At 63.5% G+C, this 17,136-nt stretch carries 15 protein-coding genes; 9 read left to right on the top strand and 6 right to left on the bottom strand.

The genetic code is table 11. The features are described 5' to 3' along the window. Positions 1 to 79: 79 nt before the first annotated feature. A complete protein-coding gene (locus HGR_RS07670; RefSeq protein ID WP_006297613.1) occupies positions 80 to 1,105 on the bottom strand; it encodes an ABC transporter substrate-binding protein in 1,026 nt (341 codons plus the stop codon). A 339-nt stretch (positions 1,106 to 1,444) separates the two neighbouring features. Between HGR_RS07670 and HGR_RS07675 the strand changes: the two genes are divergently transcribed. Beyond that, positions 1,445 to 2,071 (top strand): hypothetical protein, encoded by a 627-nt coding sequence (locus tag HGR_RS07675; protein ID WP_006297614.1) that lies wholly within the window; start codon positions 1,445 to 1,447, stop codon positions 2,069 to 2,071. Positions 2,072 to 2,116: 45 nt separating this feature from the next. Here HGR_RS07675 and HGR_RS07680 read toward each other — a convergent pair whose 3' ends face one another. Continuing rightward, positions 2,117 to 2,995: an NAD(P)-dependent oxidoreductase gene (locus tag HGR_RS07680; protein WP_006297615.1), complete on the bottom strand. Its 879-nt coding sequence runs from the start codon at positions 2,993 to 2,995 to the stop codon at positions 2,117 to 2,119. 231 nt (positions 2,996 to 3,226) lie between these two features. Here HGR_RS07680 and HGR_RS07685 point away from each other — a divergent pair, with 231 nt between their 5' ends. The 5 genes from HGR_RS07685 to HGR_RS07705 all read left to right on the top strand — a co-directional run bounded on the left by HGR_RS07685 (position 3,227) and on the right by HGR_RS07705 (position 10,358). Next, positions 3,227 to 5,704, top strand: a complete 2,478-nt coding sequence (locus HGR_RS07685; RefSeq protein ID WP_039852865.1) for a UvrD-helicase domain-containing protein — start codon at positions 3,227 to 3,229, stop codon at positions 5,702 to 5,704. 32 nt (positions 5,705 to 5,736) lie between these two features. Next, positions 5,737 to 6,441, top strand: a complete 705-nt coding sequence (locus HGR_RS07690; RefSeq protein WP_006297617.1) for a hypothetical protein — start codon at positions 5,737 to 5,739, stop codon at positions 6,439 to 6,441. A 197-nt stretch (positions 6,442 to 6,638) separates the two neighbouring features. After that, complete coding sequence (locus HGR_RS07695) at positions 6,639 to 7,613, top strand: sulfonate ABC transporter substrate-binding protein (RefSeq protein ID WP_138922443.1); 975 nt, start codon at positions 6,639 to 6,641, stop codon at positions 7,611 to 7,613. A 60-nt stretch (positions 7,614 to 7,673) separates the two neighbouring features. Next, positions 7,674 to 8,960, top strand: coding sequence for an RsmB/NOP family class I SAM-dependent RNA methyltransferase (locus HGR_RS07700; protein ID WP_006297619.1), 1,287 nt, complete (start codon positions 7,674 to 7,676; stop codon positions 8,958 to 8,960). A gap of 183 nt (positions 8,961 to 9,143) precedes the next feature. Then, a complete protein-coding gene (locus HGR_RS07705; RefSeq protein WP_006297620.1) occupies positions 9,144 to 10,358 on the top strand; it encodes a DesA family fatty acid desaturase in 1,215 nt (404 codons plus the stop codon). A gap of 249 nt (positions 10,359 to 10,607) precedes the next feature. On the opposite strand, the gene HGR_RS07710 is transcribed toward HGR_RS07705, so the two are convergent. The 3 genes from HGR_RS07710 to ppnP are packed head-to-tail and all read right to left on the bottom strand — an operon-like array spanning position 10,608 to position 12,690. Then, positions 10,608 to 10,976, bottom strand: coding sequence for a RidA family protein (locus HGR_RS07710; RefSeq protein ID WP_006297621.1), 369 nt, complete (start codon positions 10,974 to 10,976; stop codon positions 10,608 to 10,610). Beyond that, entirely contained in the window at positions 10,973 to 12,310 is a 1,338-nt protein-coding gene (argG, locus tag HGR_RS07715; protein WP_006297622.1) for an argininosuccinate synthase, read from the bottom strand. Before argG ends, HGR_RS07710 begins: the two co-directional genes overlap by 4 nt. Before the next feature lie 59 nt (positions 12,311 to 12,369). Beyond that, positions 12,370 to 12,690: a pyrimidine/purine nucleoside phosphorylase gene (ppnP, locus tag HGR_RS07720; protein ID WP_006297623.1), complete on the bottom strand. Its 321-nt coding sequence runs from the start codon at positions 12,688 to 12,690 to the stop codon at positions 12,370 to 12,372. Between the two features lie 144 nt (positions 12,691 to 12,834). Between ppnP and traF the strand changes: the two genes are divergently transcribed. Continuing rightward, positions 12,835 to 14,637 (top strand): conjugal transfer protein TraF, encoded by a 1,803-nt coding sequence (gene traF, locus HGR_RS07725; RefSeq protein ID WP_081463481.1) that lies wholly within the window; start codon positions 12,835 to 12,837, stop codon positions 14,635 to 14,637. A 32-nt stretch (positions 14,638 to 14,669) separates the two neighbouring features. Here the strand turns inward: traF and HGR_RS07730 are convergent, their stop codons facing one another. Beyond that, the gene (locus HGR_RS07730) at positions 14,670 to 15,026 is read right to left on the bottom strand and encodes an ArsC family reductase (protein WP_006297625.1); all 357 of its coding nucleotides are present in this window, start codon (positions 15,024 to 15,026) and stop codon (positions 14,670 to 14,672) included. Between the two features lie 18 nt (positions 15,027 to 15,044). On the opposite strand from HGR_RS07730, the gene folC reads away from it, so the two are divergent. Further along, a complete protein-coding gene (folC, locus tag HGR_RS07735; RefSeq protein ID WP_006297626.1) occupies positions 15,045 to 16,409 on the top strand; it encodes a bifunctional tetrahydrofolate synthase/dihydrofolate synthase in 1,365 nt (454 codons plus the stop codon). A gap of 56 nt (positions 16,410 to 16,465) precedes the next feature. Further along, positions 16,466 to 17,116, top strand: a complete 651-nt coding sequence (locus tag HGR_RS07740; RefSeq protein ID WP_006297627.1) for an SPOR domain-containing protein — start codon at positions 16,466 to 16,468, stop codon at positions 17,114 to 17,116. Positions 17,117 to 17,136 lie beyond the last annotated feature (20 nt).

The following is a 17,136-nucleotide window of genomic DNA, read 5'->3' on the forward strand; positions in this document are numbered from 1 at the left end:
CAGGTGAGCTGCTTGAAAAAGCGGCCAGCAGTCCGGGGAACTGGCTGGCCGCAAGATCAGGAGAGAAAACCAGGGCTCTTTACTTCTTGGGCAGGATGTCCAGATCGGCCTTGGAGGGCAGGAAAGCGCCGTTCCAGATCACCTTGGCATCGACCGGCGTCTTGGTCTTGAAGGCCTCGGACACCTGGGTGGCCATCATCGCCAGACGCTTGGCGTCGACCTGGCCGAAGCCTTCCTTGTAGGTGTCGGGCGTGGCGATGGTGGAGTCGATCGCCATCTTGAGACGGCGGGTCTCCAGCGCCACGTCGATGATGCCGTCACGCTCCTTGATGTAGGCCACGGAAGCAGCCGGGTCGGCGATGACCTCTTTGGCGCCCTTGGCGAAAGCCTTCAGGAAGGCCTTCACGGCCTCGGGCTTCTCCTGTAGGAACTTGGGCGAGACGATGATGGCGTTGGCGTAGAGCTTCACGCCGTATTCGGGGTAGGGCAGGATGACCACGTCCTCGGTCTTGACGCCGCGGGCTTCGAGGTTGAGCAGCGAGGTGAAGGAAAAGCCCGTGATGGCGTCGACGTCACCGCGTGCCAGCATGGTTTCGCGCAGCGGCGGATCCATCGCCGTCCAAGTCACACCGGTGATCTTGTTGGCGGCTTCGAAGATCGGGAAGGCTTTGCGGCCGGCGTCGAAGACGGGCGCGCCCAGCTTCTTGCCCGACAGGTCGGCCGGCTTGCTGATGCCAGACTTCTTCAGTGCCAGCACGGCAGCGGGCGTGCTGTTGTAGACCATCATCACGGCCACGGGCTTGTTGGGCGCATCGGGGTTGTTGGCGTGGAACTCCATCAGCGAGGCCATGTCGGCGAAGCCCATGTCGTAGGCGCCCGAGGCCACGCGCGTGACCGTGCCCCCCGAGCCGTTGCCCGCGTCCACGGCGACGTCCAGTCCGGCGGCCTTGAAGTGGCCCTTGGCCACGGGCTGCAGGAAGAGGGCCGAGGGGCCTTCAAAACGCCAGTCGAGTTGGAACTTGACCGGGGTCTGGGCTTGGGCCAGGCTAAAAGTCAGCGTGGCGGCCAGGGCGGCGGACGCTTGCAGGAAGGAACGCTTGCGCATGATGAGGGAGCTCCTGAGTGACGGGCTGCGCGGCTGGCCGCGCGGGAATGAAGGCGGCGCGTCGAACGACGGCAGGATTCAGCAAGGTCATTCAGCAAAAACGATGCCAGTTCGGGGGCAAATCGAAAACCTCACTGAAAACACCAATGTATACAAAGTGAGGCCGGAACGGTGTGTCCGGCGGGTCGGGTTTTCGCGGGGGCGAACGACCGAGTCCCATGGCATGTGCACGCCCCGAAGTGGTGCGTGCCTTGCGATCAGGCGCTTGTCCGCGGTGCGTGGCTGACGCAGCCCCCGTCCATCGCCCCCGTCTCGCACGCATCGTTATGATGCCGGCCGATGTTGTCCGACTTGTTCCGCTCTTGGCGTCGCCGCCTCGCTGCCACCTCGTCCAGCCGGTGGCTGCTGCGCATCACAAGCCTGGTGCTGCTCGTGCTGTGCGGCCTGCACATCGGGTACACGCTGCGTGCGCAAGGGCTCAACCCGGCGCCCGAATCCGCCGCGGACGTCGCGCGCTGGCCCATCGTGCCGATCGAGGTGCTGCATGTGCTTGAGGGCCTGGACGCTCCGGTCGCGGGGTTGGCGAGTGCCCAGCCGGCCCTGAACGTTCGATTGGCCGACGACACTCAGCAAAGCATGGAGTTTCCGGTTCCATTGACCTGGCCGGGGCGTCGCGCCACCGTGCTGGATGACGCCGCTCTGCGCAAGTTGCCCGGCTGCATGGGGTATGTGCGGGGCGAGTTTCTGCGAGGGCTGGGTTCAGCGCCGCGCTTCCGCATCTGGGAACTGCACTGCGGACCGGTGCACCACTCCTACGAAGATTTCAGGTCCGCCTACGATGCGGCTCGCTCCGAAGGTCCGACACCCGCGCGCTGGCAGTGGGGCGTCTTGGCCGCGCTGTTGCTCGTGGCCTTGTTGGCGTGGGTGCCTTGGCCCTCCCGCCGGCCGCATTCGGCGGACGTTTGAGCGAGGCGCGCGCGGGCCGCGTGCGCCCCAATCTCACGCGAAGTTTCACGCCATGCGGTTGCGCTGTGCGAGCGCGAGGTGCAAGGCCGAGTGGTCGTGATCACTGAGGCCCGCCCTGACCCCGCTGGCGTAGAGCTGTTCCAGCAGGCTGGTGATGGGGGTTTCCAGTTCCAGGTCTTGGGCGGTCGACAGCGCGTTGCGCAAGTCCTTGAGCTGCACGCTCATGCGCGCGCCTGGCTGGTAGCTGTGCTCCACCATGCGTTGCCCATGCACCTGCAGCACGCGGCTGTCGGCGAAGCCGCCGGTGATGGCTTCTCGCACCTTGGCCGGGTTGGCGCCGCCCTTTTCACACAGCAGCAGTGCTTCGGCCACGGCGCCGATGGTGATGCCCACGATCATCTGGTTGGCCAGCTTCGTGAGTTGTCCCGCGCCACTGCCACCGACCAGGGTGGCGCGGCCCAGTGGCGCGAAGACGGGCCGCGCGCGCTCAAAGGTGGTCGCTTTGCCCCCGACCATGATGGCCAGCGTGCCGGCCGCCGCGCCCAGCGTGCCGCCTGAGACGGGTGCGTCCATGTGCACGATGCCCATGGTGCCCAGACGCTCCGCGTGGGCCCGCGCTTGCGCGGGCTGGATGGAGGACATGTCCAGCAGCACTGAACCCGGACGCATGGCCCGGGCCACTCCCTGGGAGAACAGCAGATCCTCGACCGCCGCGCCATCCGTCAGCATGGTGATCACGAACTCGGCGTCCCGCGCCGCCTCAGCAGCGCTGTCGTGCACTTGCGCGCCCAGCGCCGCCAGGCTGTCTGCCTTGGCGCGTGTACGGTTCCAAACGCTGACCGAATGTCCGGCCTTGCAGAGGCCGCAAAGGCGCTCCGCCATCGGGTAGCCCATCAGGCCAGTGCCCAGCAGGGCGATGTTCATCAGTTTCCCCTCGAATCTAGGCCGCGTGGGCACCTTCACGTCGTGGTGGGCGCGGGCGGCGGTTGTCGGCATGCATGCGCTGCCATGCCGACGATTGTGATGGATTTGCATTGAATTTCTACAACTGTTACGCCGCAGACGGGGCGCGCAGGGGATGCACGCGCATCTTTGGGCTGGGTCCGTGTCACCGGCGCCACGGTCGGGTGCTGGCTGGCTTTCTACAATCCCAGCATGTCCCTTGATTTGCCTGGCACCGGCCCGCGTCCGACCTTTCCCTCTTCTTCCGATATGCCCCTGTTGGCGGGCCTCAACACCGAGCAACGCGCCGCCGTCACGTTGCCCGCGGAACCCGCGCTGATCCTCGCGGGCGCGGGCTCGGGCAAGACGCGGGTGCTCACCACGCGCATCGCCTGGTTGCTGCAGACGGGGCAGATTTCCCCCGGTGGACTGCTGGCCGTGACCTTCACCAACAAAGCCGCGCGCGAGATGATGACCCGTTTGCAGTCCATGCTGCCGGTGAATGTGCGCGGCATGTGGATCGGTACTTTCCACGGCTTGTGCAACCGTCTGCTGCGCGCCCACCACAAAACGGCGGGTTTGCCGCAGACCTTCCAAATCCTGGACACCCAGGACCAGCAAAGCGCCATCAAACGCTTGTGCAAGCAGTTCAATGTGGACGAGGAGCGATTCCCTCCGAAGCAATTGCAATGGTTCATCGGCGGCTGCAAGGAGGACGGCCTGCGGCCTGGTGACGTGCAGGCGCACGACCCCGACACCCGCAAGAAAGTGGAGCTTTACCAGCTCTATGAAGAGCAATGCCAGCGCGAGGGCGTGGTGGATTTTGGCGAACTGCTGCTGCGCAGCTACGAGCTGTTGCGCGACCATGCGCCGGTGCGTGAGCACTACCAGCGGCGCTTTCGCCACATCCTGATCGACGAGTTCCAGGACACCAACAAGCTGCAGTACGCCTGGATCAAGCTGCTTGCGGGGCAGGGGGCGAGCCATGAGAACGCGGTCTTCGCCGTGGGCGACGACGACCAGAGCATTTACGCCTTTCGCGGTGCGCGCGTGGGCAACATGGCCGACTTCGTGCGCGAGTTCCACGTTCAGCACCAAATCAAGCTGGAGCAAAACTACCGTAGCTACAGCAACATCCTGGACAGCGCTAACGCGCTGATCAGCCACAACAAGCACCGCCTGGGCAAGAACCTGCGCACCGAGCAGGGTGCGGGCGAACCCGTGCGCGTGGTCGAGTCCAGCAGCGATTTCGCCGAGGCGCAGTGGCTGATCGACGAGATCAAGCAGCTGATACGTGATGACTCGAGCGCCGCGCCGGGCCGTCTCAAGCAAGCGAGCGCCCCCTTGGGGGGCAGCGAGGACACGCCTGTGCCGAGCGTGGGGGCCAACATTGCGCGCAAGGAGATGGCGGTGCTGTACCGCAGCAACGCCCAGAGCCGCGTGATCGAAACCGCGCTGTTCAACAGCGGCATCCCCTACAAGGTCTATGGCGGCTTGCGCTTCTTCGAGCGCGCCGAGATCAAGCACGCGCTGGCCTACCTGCGCCTGCTGGAGAACCCGAACGACGACACCAGTTTCCTGCGCGTGGTGAACTTCCCGCCGCGCGGCATCGGCGCGCGCAGCATCGAGCAGCTCCAAGACGCGGCGCGGGCCGCGAACCAGGGCGCTGGGTCGTCACTGCACGCCGCGGTCAACGCCATGAGCGGCAAGGCGGGTGCCAATCTCTCGGCCTTCGTCGCCAAGATCGACGTGCTGCGCGAGCAGACCCAGGGTTTGACCCTGCGCGAGATCATCGAACTCGTGCTCGAGCACAGCGGCCTGGTTGAGCATTACCGTGCCGAGCGCGAAGGCGCGGACCGCATCGAGAACCTGGAGGAACTGGTGACGGCCGCCGAGAGCTTCGTCAGCATCGAGGGTTTTGGCCGCGACGCGGAGGCGACGGCCGCGGCGGAGAATGCGGCCCCCGACGCGGATGGCGAAGTGCTGTCGCCGCTGGCGGCCTTCCTCACGCACGCTGCCTTGGAGGCCGGCGACAACCAGGCCCAGGACGGCCAAGATGCCGTGCAACTCATGACCGTGCACGCCAGCAAGGGCCTGGAGTTCGACGTGGTGTTCATCACCGGCCTGGAAGAAGGCCTGTTCCCGCACGAAAACTCCTTGAGCGACTTCGATGGTCTCGAGGAAGAGCGCCGCCTGATGTACGTGGCCATCACGCGCGCAAGAAAACGCCTCTACCTCAGCCTGGCCCAGACCCGCATGCTGCACGGCCAGACGAGATATCACATCCGCAGTCGTTTTCTCGACGAACTGCCCGAGGAAACGCTGAAATGGGTGACGCCTCGGAACCAGGGCTTTGGCAGCGGCTTCACGCCGCAGAACAGCTACGGGCCGGGACGTGGCAATGGGGCTGGCGGTGGTGCCTGGAACAGCGGCTGGGCGAACGCGAGCCGCTCGGACAGTGCTTACGGGCGAGACACGGGCTCATCCCTGTCCAGCAGCAAGGTTGTCGAGCAAGCCCAGGAAGCAGCGACGGGTCTGCGCATCGGCATGAGTGTCTTCCACAACAAGTTCGGCGAAGGCAAGGTGCTCACGCTCGAAGGCTCGGGCGACGATGCCCGTGCGCAGATCAACTTTCCGCGACATGGGGTCAAGTGGCTGGCGCTGTCGGTGGCGAAATTGACGGTGGTGTAGCCTGACAGATTCTGAAAAAAGGGAGTGCAAGGATGCGTGTTGTGTTTGCTTGCGTTGTGCTGGGTTTGTGGGTGACCTTGACAGGCTGCGCAACGACGCAATTGTTCAATCCAGAAACTACCTATGAGGAACAAGCGAGGGAGTTGCGAATCTCGGACGACGATTTACGCTTGGTATTGGTCGGCGAGGATTACCACTATCTCCTTGACGTTCCCGAATCCCTGCGGCCAATCTTTCACGCTTCCTATCAGCCGTTGATTCAATGGAGATTTGAATCTATGGAGGTGCTCAAGGACCAGACGGTGACGCTGAAATACTATGGGTCTCTGGACGGACGGCTTGCTTCTCAGGAAGACAAGGACGCCGCCGTGATGAACGGGTTCATGGCTGACAAAAATGGGAAGGTCTACATTTCTGGATCATTGTCCGGTCGGCGTGAGGATGAGATTGTCTTGCCTCCAACGAGGATCTTAGCTTGGTCAGGACAGCCCAGAAATCCGTCGTCGCGCATCGGCGTCACGGAAGAGAGGACAACGACAAAGCGGGTGTTTTTGATGGCTATGACGCCGGTGGCATTGGTGTTGGATGGCGCAGTTGTCGTGACCGTCGTTCCGTATGTCGCGAGTATTTTCGGCGTGGGCAATTTTTGGAGAGCACTGGGAAGAGTGATTGGCGCATCTGTCGCCAACTCAGGATTCGTTATTTTGACTGGGGGACACCCGCCCAGGTTTCAATGAGACGAAAGACAAGCAAGTCATCGCCATTGATGCCACAGCACCTTGCCCCGTGCACCCAACCCTCCAAATGGCTTGTGCGCAAGCCGTTCGGGAGCGATCATCCATAGATGTTTTCTTGATAAGCAATTGAAAATTGCGTCGTCGACACGGTGAAGAGGCCTGCCTAAGCTGGCCGTCTCTTCTCAAAGGACGACACCGTGAGATCCATTTCGAATCGCAGGCGTATCTTTACGGCGCTGCTGGCCTGGGTGGCTGGCGCGATCTTCTTCAATGCGCCCGCACTGGCGCAGGCCGTGCCCAAGGAAGTCCGCATCGGCTGGCAGAAGGGTTCGGCCATCCTGGTGCTGGGGCGCAGGCAGCAGGTCGTCGAAACCCGGTTGAAGGCGCTGGGCGTGGAATCGGTCAAGTGGGTGGAGTTCCAGTTCGGCCCGCCCATGCTGGAGGCTCTGGGCGCAGGCGCCATCGACCTGGGTTCGGTGGGCGACACACCACCGATCTTTGCGCAGGCGGGCGGCGCCAATCTGGTTTACGCGGCGGCCATGCCCTCGGCCCAGCATGCGGTGCTGGTGCCGCAAAACTCGCCCATCAAGACGCTGGCCGATCTCAAAGGCAAGAAGGTGGCTTTCGGCAAGGGCTCCAGCGCGCAGAACGTCGCGATCAAGGCGCTGGCCCTGGCCGGCCTGACGGTCAAGGACATCGAGCCCGTCTATCTGTCGCCCGCCGACGCCACGGCGGCCTTCAACGGCGGCAACATCGACGCCTGGGTGGTGTGGGACCCTTATTTCGCGATCGCGGAACGGCGTTACAACGCGCGCGCGGTAGCCGATACCTCGGACAAGCGCCTGGCCAGTGCCTCCTATTACATAGCCGGTCGTGATTTTGCGGCTGCCCACCCGGTCGTTCTGTCGGCGGTGATCGACGAACTGCGCAAGCTGACGATTCAGGCCGGAAAGAACCGCGAGGAACTGGCTGCCCTTGCGGCGGAGTCCACCGGTATTGACGCCGAGATATGGAAGACTGCGTTTGCCCGTGCCGAGTTCGACGTTGTGCCGATCGGGGCCGCGCACATCGCGCAGCAACAGCAACTGGCGGACACCTTCCACGCGCTGGGCATCATCCCCCGAAAGATCCAGGTCAGCGAGATCGTCTGGCGCGCGCCAGCGCCGCGATGAGTTTCCGTAGATGGGTTCATGCATGCATGCATGAGGGAGTGCATGGGACAATCCCGCCCCATGCACCCTCAAACCTTGCTGGACCTCTGCGCTGAACTGGTCCGGTTGACCCTCAAGTTCGAACACCCGGCCGACGCCGTGGTGTCGCATTTCTTCCGCGACCACCGAGGCCTGGGCCCGCGCGAGCGCGCGACCCTGGCGGAAACCGCCTATGCCGTACTGCGCAAGAAGCTGCTGTTCGAGCGCCTGGCCCTGTCGGGCAGCGGGCCGAAGGAGCGGCGCCTCGCCATTCTGGGCTTCTCTGGCTCGCGCGACTTCATCAAGAGCGTGCTGTCCGAGCAGGAAAAGCAATGGCTGGACGCCTGCGATGGCGTAAAGCCCGATGAGTTGCTGGACCAGCACCGCCACAACCTGCCCGACTGGCTGGCCCAGCCGCTGAAGACGCAACTGAGCGACAAGGATTTCTGGGCCCTGGCCGAGAGCCTGAATCAGAGCGCGGGGCTGGATGTTCGTGTGAACACCTTGAACAGCAAGCGCGAGGATGTGCAGCGCGAGTTGAAGGCAGCGGGCATCACCGCGCAGCCCACGCCCTATTGCCCATGGGGCTTGCGCATCGCCGACAAGCCCGCGCTGAACAAGCTGGACGTCTTCACGCGCGGCGCGATCGAGGTGCAGGACGAGGGCTCGCAACTGCTGGCCTTGCTGGTGGAGGCCAAGCGCGGCGAGATGGTGGTCGATTTCTGCGCGGGCGCCGGGGGCAAGACCCTGGCGCTGGGCGCGGCCATGCGCAACACGGGGCGTCTGTACGCCTTCGACACCTCGGCCCACCGACTGGACGCCCTCAAGCCTCGGCTGGCGCGCAGCGGCCTGTCCAATGTGCATCCTGCGGCCATCGCGCACGAGCGCGACGAACGTGTGAAGCGTCTTTCCGGCAAGATCGACCGGGTGCTGGTGGACGCGCCCTGTTCCGGCCTGGGTACCTTGCGCCGCAATCCGGACTTGAAGTGGCGGCAATCCGCCCAAGCTGTCCAGGAGATGGCCGCCAAGCAGACGGCCATTCTGGACAGCGCGGCCCGGCTGCTCAAGTCGGGCGGGCGCTTGGTCTACGCCACCTGCAGCGTGTTGCCGGAGGAAAATGAAGCCGTGGCCGAGGCGTTTTCGGCGGCGCACCCGGATTTCGAGCCCGTGCCGGTGGCCGATCTCTTGGAGCGTCTCTTGGCGCCACCGGTTGCCAAAACCGCCTCCGAGCTGTGTTCGGGGGGTGAAAGTGGTCGGAATTACCTCCGTTTGTGGCCCCACCAACACAATACAGACGGCTTTTTCGCCGCTGTTTGGCACAAAAGGTAAGTATTTGATCTGAGTTAAGGTTTTCCGCCCTAAAAACGGGAGAATTCGGGAAGAGCACATGGGGTCTTCTAAAATGGCTCACCAAACACAGACCCAGAATGAAACCAAAACAGGGGTCGGAGACTCCAACGGGGTGTTGGGAAGTTGCCCCCGTATCCAATTTCCATATATTGAAAGAGTTCTATGTTCGTAACTGACTCGGTTGTGTTCAACGCCATCGTCGACTGGCTGGCGAACGGCCTGCTGAATCTGAGCTGGTGGCAGATCATTCTGTACGCCCTGGCGACGACGCACATCACGATCGCCAGCGTGACGATCTTCCTGCACCGACACCAGGCGCATCGCGCGCTGGACCTGCACCCGATCATTTCCCACTTCTTCCGCTTCTGGCTGTGGCTGTCCACGGGCATGGTGACCAAGGAATGGGCTGCCATCCACCGCAAGCACCACGCCAAGTGCGAACAGGCGGAAGACCCGCACAGCCCGCAGATTTACGGCATCCGCAAGGTGCTGACCGAGGGCGCCGAGCTGTACCGTGCTGAATCCAAGAACAAGGAAACCATGGCCCGCTACGGCCACGGAACCCCCGATGATTGGATCGAGCGCAATCTCTACACCCGTTACTCCTGGCAAGGCGTGGGCCTGATGCTGATCATCAACCTCGCCCTGTTCGGCGCGGCGGGTGCTGCGGTCTGGGCTTTGCAGATGGCCTGGATCCCGATCACGGCCGCCGGCATCATCAACGGCCTGGGCCACTACTGGGGTTACCGCAACTTCGAAGCGGCCGATGCCAGCACCAACCTGTCTCCCTGGGGCATCATCATCGGTGGCGAGGAGTTGCACAACAACCACCACACCTACCCGACCTCGGCCAAGCTGTCGGTCAAGCCGTACGAGTTCGACATTGGCTGGCTCTACATCCGCCTGCTGAGCGCCGTGGGCCTGGCCAAGGTCAAGAAGACGCCGCCCAAGCTGGAATTGGGTGACATCAAACCCGTGGCCGATGACAAGACGCTGGAGGCGCTGATTGCCCACCGCTATGAAATCATGGCCGATTACGCGCGCGGCATGCGGCACGCCTTCCGCGATGAAGTGTCCGCTCTCAAGACCCGCATGACCGACAGCGCCGCCGTCAAGGCTGCCGCCCGCTGGCTGCACCGCGACGCGGAAAAGGCTCCGGCCAAGGTCGCGCCGCAACTGGCCCAAGCCCGCGCTGCGTCGCCCGTGCTGGACAAAATGGTCACGATGCGCGAGGAACTGCGTCAGCTTTGGCTGAACACCTCACTGAGCCGCGAGCAGCTGCTGGCCAATTTGCAGGCCTGGTGCCATCGCGCCGAGGAAAGCGGCATCGCCGCGCTGCAGGAGTTCTCGCGCAAGCTGCGCATGGTCCGCACCTGATCACGCGCCGCGCCTGGGGGCGAGTGACTGCCTTCCCGGTGCGGTCAGCAAAGCCCAGGAGCCGACAAGCCCGCCCCGCAAGGAGGCGGGCTTTCTTTTTTTCTGACTGGGACAGGTCTCAGGGGCCAGCGTGGTTGTGGGATTGAACCCAAAGACGCTCAGTGAGGCTGAGGGAGGGCGTTGAGTGCCCCGCCGAACGCATTGCTTGTGGGGGCGGCGCTTGGGCGCATAGCCCTCGCCCGAGGTGCCTCAGACTGCCGCAGTCACGACCACCTCGATACGCCAGTCCGGATTGCCCAGCCGGGCCTGCACGGTGGCACGCGGCGGCGTGTGGCCTGGGCTGACCCAGGTGTCCCAGACGGCGTTCATGCCGGCGAAATCCGCCATGTCGGCCAGGTAGATCTGCACCCGCAGCAGGCGCGTCTTGTCGCTGCCAGCTTCGGCCAGCAGCTTGTCCACCATGGCCAGCACCTCGGCCGTCTGGCCGCGGATGTCTTTCGTCGCGTCGTCCGGTACTTGGCCCGCGAGGTAGACCACGCCGTTGTGGATGGCAGCCTCGCTCAGGCGCGGGCCGACGCCCAGGCGCTCGATGCTGACCCGCGGCTTAGCGTCTGTCATGCCTTCAGGCCCTTGAAGGACAGCAATTCCGCGCCTTCGCCCGCCGACAGCAGACCTGTTTGCGTGTAGATGCCGAGCTTGGCACGCGTGTCGGTGATGTCCAGGTTGCGCATGGTCAGCTGGCCGATGCGATCGGCGGGGCTGAAGGGCGCGTCTTCCACCTTTTCCATGCTCAGCCGCTCGGGCGCGTACGTCAGGTTGGGGCTCTCGGTGTTGAGGATGCTGTAGTCATTCCCGCGGCGCAGTTCCAGCGTGACTTCGCCGGTGACCGCGCGTGCCACCCAGCGCTGCGCGGCTTCGCGCAGCATGATGGCCTGCGGGTCGAACCAGCGGCCCTGGTAGAGCAGGCGACCCAGCTTCATGCCATTGATGCGGTACTGCTCGATGGTGTCCTCGTTGTGGATGCCGGTCACCAGGCGTTCGTAGGCAATGTGCAGCAGGGCCAAGCCCGGTGCCTCGTAGATGCCGCGGCTCTTGGCCTCGATGATGCGGTTCTCGATCTGGTCGCTCATGCCCAAGCCGTGGCGTCCGCCGATTTCGTTGGCCTTGAGGATCAGGGCCACGGGGTCGCTGAAGCTCTGGCCGTTGAGCGCCACGGGCTGACCTTCCTCAAAGCGCACGGTCACTTCCTCGGCTTTGACGACCACGTCGTCCTTCCAGAACGCCACGCCCATGATGGGGTTGACGATGCGTATTCCGCTGTTGAGATGTTCCAGGTCCTTGGCTTCGTGCGTGGCGCCCAGCATATTGCTGTCGGTGCTGTAAGCCTTTTCCACGCTCATCTTGTAGTCAAAGCCGTTGGCGATGAGGAACTCGCTCATCTCCTTGCGGCCGCCGAGCTCGTCGATGAAGGTCTGGTCCAGCCAGGGCTTGTAGATCTTGAGTGATGGGTTGGTCAGTAGTCCATAGCGGTAGAAGCGCTCGATGTCGTTGCCCTTGAAGGTCGAGCCGTCGCCCCAGATGTTGACGTTGTCCTCCTTCATCGCGGCCACCAGCATCGTGCCGGTGACGGCGCGGCCCAGCGGTGTGGTGTTGAAGTAGGTCACGCCGCCGGTGCTGATGTGGAAGGCGTTGGATTGCAGCGCGGCAATGCCCTCGTGCGCCAGTTGGCGGCGGCAGTCGATCAGGCGGGCCAGCTTGGCGCCATAGCCCAAAGCCTTTTTCGGAATGGCGTCGTAGTCGCTTTCGTCGGGTTGGCCCAGGTTGGCCGTGTAGGCGTAGGGCTCGGCGCCCTTTTTCTTCATCCAGAGCAGGGCAGCGCTGGTATCCAGTCCGCCGGAAAAGGCGATGCCGACCTTCTGGCCGGTGGGGAGGGATTGCAGGATGGTGGCCATGGGAGTTGTTTTTCGTGAGGCGTCAGCGGCAGGCGGCGCAGGGTTGTGGTGGGCTCTGCTCAGCCGAAATGGCAGATGTAGTGGTAAGGCTGGCCGCTCACGCGGATCTCGAAGGAAGTGTTGCCAGGAACGCTGAACTTCTCCCCGGCACCGGATTTAACCCAGTTCTCGCTGCCCTTGAGTTTGTATTCACAGGAGCCCGCGACACCTTCCATGATTTCGGGCGCTCCGGTGCTGAAGGTCAGGGTGGCGGGCAGGATCACGCCCACCGACTTTTTCGTGCCGTCGGCCAGGGTGAGGCTGTGGCTGACGCATTTGCCGTCGAAATAGACATTGGCTTGGGTGGTGACGGAAACGCTGGCGAGGGTTGCAGTGGTCATGGGTGAATGAGAAGAGCGGATGCAGGGGGAGGAGAACAAAGAAGAAAACCCGATTCTAAAGACCTCGATTGGCTGGTAAAAACGGGGTTGGTGATGGAACAAAGCAGGGGTCAAGCAAACTTGGCTCGATGCCGATAAGGATGTATGAACCCCACGATCAAACCAAAACACTCATTGGCCGTCGCCATATTGCTGGCTGGTGGCTACGCTCTCGCCGCTGAACCCGCCGCCGCCCAAGTCGGCGCTGTGGACGCGTCGAGCACGGCCTGCAAGGGCTGGCTGGCCTGCGGGCCTGCTGAGACCGCGAGTGCGACGCCAGAGCCGAAACCCGTCGGTACTGTCGTTCAATCGTCCGCTTGCAAGGGCTGGTTGGCGTGTGGTCCGTCCGATTCCGAGGTCTCTGCTCTCTCGGATCTCCCGGCCGGTCAAGGCCGCTCTCCTCAGCTCGTAGAGGAAAGCGGGCGACATGGCATTCTCGTGGCTCAGCTTGCAGCACCGAGGGCACAGGAATCCGCAGTCCCGGGCGTGGCTGCCAAACCGTCGCCTTTGCCGGAGGCTGCGGTTAAAAAAGTTGATGGCGGTGATCTACCCTCTCCGGTGTCGGGGCCGCTGGTCAGTCCTTTCGGACAAGCTTCGTCTCGCAATCCTGCCGCACCCGCCGCAGTGCTGAAGCAAGGCCGAGGAGGCCAGTTCCGCTTGGGGTTGGTGTCGTTCGGGGTTGGGTATGAAATTGGCGCCCTGGACAACATTGATGATCAGATTGACGATGCGAGTGATCGTCTAGAGCGTTTCACGATCACCGAGACCGAGTTGACGGCGCAACTGAGCGGCAGCTCAACCCAAGCAGCCGCTGAGGCAGCGCTCAAAAACTATGTGGCGAATAAGGTCAACACCGAAGTCATCGATGTCGTCAACCCGGTGCTGAGTTCCTTGCGCCGTGAAGGGCATGTGACTGTGATGGGTGAGGCGCAGGTTCCATTGACGCCGTTGGTGGTGGCTGTAGATGCTTGGGGAGGCAGCCTGCTGCTTGACGCCAGTTTCCAGGCATTGGCCAATACCAGCGTGGTGACCAAGTCGTTGTCTGCCTTGGACCCCAGCGCGATCACCGTCCACGCGACCTATGTCGGTCCTGGTCCGGACACTGTCATCGGTACATCGGATGACGTGTACGAGGCAACGGCGGATTTCAACTACGACGATGCAACCGCCAACGAAAGCTCGGTGCTGGTCAAGGCCGCGCTTGTTCAGCAATATGGCCTGGGCTACAGCCACAATGTCTGGAAGTCCCCCGTGCCCGTTGAGTCTTGGGGTTCGGGCTGGTTGTCGGTGGGTGGTCGGCTTAAGTACTACCAGGTGAAATTGGTGCGAGCTGCCGTCAGGCTCAAGGACAACGATGATGCCGAAGACACCCTCAAGGATGCAGAGTCAAAAGACAGCACGGGCTTGGGCGTGGACCTGGGGGCGCAGTGGTCAAGCCGCTATTACCGTGCGGGGGTTTGGGGCAACAATCTCAACAGTCCTCAATTCAAGTTCAACAAGCTGGATCTGTCGAGTTACACCGACCCCACGATCAAGAAAGACCTGCAGGCCGGTGAAACGTACACCATGAAGCCGCAGGTACAGGTGGAGACCGCCATTCATACCGAAAACCAGAAATGGGTTCTGGATTTGAACTTCGATGCCAATTCGGTTCGTGACCCGCTGGATCGTGAGTTCCAGTGGCTTGCGGTGAATGCAGCTCACGTCACGAACACCTTCTGGATTCCTGGCTTCCGCGTCGGTTACCGTGAGAACTTGGTCGGCACTCAACTGAGCTACGCGACCGCGGGGTTGACCTGGTTTGGCGTGAACCTGGATCTGGCCTATGGATTGCAGACCATCAAGTACGATGGCGACACGTATCCACGCAGCGTCATGCTCAACGTCAGCACGTCCATGACGTTCTGAGCTGAATCGGATCGCTGGCCTCGAGGGGTGCGTCAGAGACGCAGTTCCCAATCAGCCGAGACAAAGCCCACGGTCACCTCTTTGCCGCCCCACTCCACCACGGGGCGCTTGATCACACTGGGCTGGGCGAGCATCAGGGCCCGTGCGCTTTGCGCACTGGTCACAGCCGCTTGATCGGCCTCGCCCAGCTTGCGCCACGTTGTGCCCTGACGATTCACGAGCTTTTCCCATCCAACGGCGGCCATCCAGGCGTCCAGCCGCTGTTCGGGGACTCCTTGTTTCTTGAAGTCGTGGAAGGTGACTTCCACGGCCCGCTCCCCCAGCCAAGCGCGGGCTTTCTTGACTGTGTCGCAGTTCGTAATGCCGTAAAGAGTGACGCTTTTCTTCATGGGTGACAATTCTGGCTTATGTTGGAATTGAACACATTGCAAGATTGGCTGGCGCATTGCGAGCGCCTGCATCCCAAGGGCGTGGATGGCATCACCTTGGGCCTGGAGCGACCGCGCACCGTGGCGCAGCGCATGGGACTCAAGTTGGATTGCCCCGTGATCACGGTGGCGGGCACGAATGGCAAGGGTTCGACCTGTGCCATGCTGGAGGCCATCCTCGGCCAGGCGGGCTACCGCACCGGGGTCTACACCTCGCCCCACCTCGTGCATTTCGAGGAACGCCTGCGTCTCGGTGGCGAGATCGTGTCGGCGGAGTTCCTGCTGCCTTCTTTCGCTCGCGTTGAGTCCGCCCGCACGGTCGACGGCGGCGCGGAAGTCGCCCTGAGTTACTTCGAATTCACCACGCTGGCCATCCTCGACTGCATGGCGCGCGCCCAGGCCGAAGGCCGACTTGACGTGGCGATTCTGGAGGTGGGGCTGGGCGGCCGTCTGGACGCCGTGAATATCGTCGACGCGGATTGCGCCATCATCACCAGCATAGACCTCGACCACATGGAACTGCTGGGGCCGGATCGCGAGAGCATTGGCCGCGAGAAGGCCGGCATCATGCGCACGGGACGTCCGGTGGTGGTGAGCGATCCAATGCCCCCCGACAGCGTGATCGAGCACGCACGCACCATGGGCGCCGAGCTCTGGCGCTTCGGGCGCGACTTCAACTACTCCGGGGACAAGCAGCAATGGAGCTGGGCCGGGCGTGACCGCCGCTACAGTGGCCTGGCCTATCCCGCGCTGCGTGGCGCCAATCAATTGATCAATGCTGCCGGCGTGCTGGCCGCCCTGACGGCACTGCGCGACCGCTTGCCGGTCACGGCTCAGGCTGTGCGCAACGGCCTGGCCATGGCTGCGCTGCCTGGGCGGTTCCAGATCGTTCCTGGACAGCCCACCTTGGTGCTGGACGTGGCGCACAATCCGCACGCGGTCGCGGCGCTGACCGCCAATCTGGACGCCATGGGCTTCTACCCGCGCACCCGCGCTGTGTTCGGAGCCATGGCGGACAAGGATCTGCCGCCCATGTTGGCCCGCATCATGCCGCTGGTCGATCACTGGTACTTCACCGATTTGCCCACGCCCCGTGCCGCCACCGCCGCCCAGCTGCAGGCCAGCTGGCAGGCCGTCAAGGCCGGGCGTCCGATCAGCTCGGGCGCGGCGGCTCAAGCCGATGCGACCTTGCATGCCGCCCCCCTGGAGGCGTTGATTGCGGCCATGGCCGCCGCGGACCCCGCTGATAGAATCGTGGTTTTCGGATCGTTCTACACCGTGGGCGGCGTTCTGAAGGAGGGCGTGCCGCGCTTGCAGGCCAAGCACCTGAATGCGGCCTCCTGAGCCCCGGCCTCCCTCCCGTCCGCACGCGAGCCTGTCCAGCCCTTTAGCCCGAACGCATGGCCTTTTTCAAGTTCCGCAAGGGCGGCGATGAGCAGCCCGCCCCGGCTGCGCAGCCCGAAAGTGTGGAGGCTTTGCGCCGCCGCGCAAAAAATCGCCTCATTGGCGCGGTCATTTTGGTCGTCGCGGGGATTGTCGGTTTCCCCTTGCTGGTCGACAAGGAGCCGCGTCCGGTCGCGCAGGATCTGCCCATCCTGATTCCCGCCCGTGACGCTTTGCCTCCGCTGGCCGTCCCCGCCGGCTCAGGCTCTCAGGGCGCTAAAACCACCGATTCTGAAGCCACACGTGCCTCCGACGGGCGAGCCGCTCCGCGAGCGTCTGAAGATGCCGTCTCCGCGCCAGCGCCAGCGTCCGTGACCACCCCAGGGGCGAAGACGCCCCCGTCTGGCTCCGCCACTCCGCCGGCTGCGGCAGAGACTCCCGTGCGTTACGTGGTGCAGGTGGGATCTTTTGGCGATGTGGCGCGCGCGCGCGCGGCACGCGGCAAGCTGGAGCGCGCAGGGCTGAGGCATTACACCCAAGTTGTTGAAACCAAGGAAGGGCAGCGCATCCGGGTGCGTGCCGGTCCGTTCGACACCAAGGCCGAGGCTGATCGTGCCGCCGCCAAGATCCGGCAACTGGACATGGCCGCGGACGTTCTGAGCCAGTGAACTCCGCGACGCGGAAGTGT

Source organism: Hylemonella gracilis ATCC 19624, assembly GCF_000211835.1.
GTDB classification, from domain to species: domain Bacteria; phylum Pseudomonadota; class Gammaproteobacteria; order Burkholderiales; family Burkholderiaceae_C; genus Hylemonella; species Hylemonella gracilis.

What these genes read in the sequence shown, in the direction of transcription:
- HGR_RS07670 (WP_006297613.1), bottom strand. Translation starts at nt 1,105, where the DNA reads ATGCGCAAGCGTTCCTTCCTGCAAGCGTCCGCCGCCCTGGCCGCCACG.
- HGR_RS07675 (WP_006297614.1), top strand. Translation starts at nt 1,445, where the DNA reads ATGTTGTCCGACTTGTTCCGCTCTTGGCGTCGCCGCCTCGCTGCCACC.
- HGR_RS07680 (WP_006297615.1), bottom strand. Translation starts at nt 2,995, where the DNA reads ATGAACATCGCCCTGCTGGGCACTGGCCTGATGGGCTACCCGATGGCG.
- HGR_RS07685 (WP_039852865.1), top strand. Translation starts at nt 3,227, where the DNA reads ATGTCCCTTGATTTGCCTGGCACCGGCCCGCGTCCGACCTTTCCCTCT.
- HGR_RS07690 (WP_006297617.1), top strand. Translation starts at nt 5,737, where the DNA reads ATGCGTGTTGTGTTTGCTTGCGTTGTGCTGGGTTTGTGGGTGACCTTG.
- HGR_RS07700 (WP_006297619.1), top strand. Translation starts at nt 7,674, where the DNA reads ATGCACCCTCAAACCTTGCTGGACCTCTGCGCTGAACTGGTCCGGTTG.
- HGR_RS07705 (WP_006297620.1), top strand. Translation starts at nt 9,144, where the DNA reads ATGTTCGTAACTGACTCGGTTGTGTTCAACGCCATCGTCGACTGGCTG.
- HGR_RS07710 (WP_006297621.1), bottom strand. Translation starts at nt 10,976, where the DNA reads ATGACAGACGCTAAGCCGCGGGTCAGCATCGAGCGCCTGGGCGTCGGC.
- argG (WP_006297622.1), bottom strand. Translation starts at nt 12,310, where the DNA reads ATGGCCACCATCCTGCAATCCCTCCCCACCGGCCAGAAGGTCGGCATC.
- ppnP (WP_006297623.1), bottom strand. Translation starts at nt 12,690, where the DNA reads ATGACCACTGCAACCCTCGCCAGCGTTTCCGTCACCACCCAAGCCAAT.
- traF (WP_081463481.1), top strand. Translation starts at nt 12,835, where the DNA reads ATGAACCCCACGATCAAACCAAAACACTCATTGGCCGTCGCCATATTG.
- HGR_RS07730 (WP_006297625.1), bottom strand. Translation starts at nt 15,026, where the DNA reads ATGAAGAAAAGCGTCACTCTTTACGGCATTACGAACTGCGACACAGTC.
- folC (WP_006297626.1), top strand. Translation starts at nt 15,045, where the DNA reads ATGTTGGAATTGAACACATTGCAAGATTGGCTGGCGCATTGCGAGCGC.
- HGR_RS07740 (WP_006297627.1), top strand. Translation starts at nt 16,466, where the DNA reads ATGGCCTTTTTCAAGTTCCGCAAGGGCGGCGATGAGCAGCCCGCCCCG.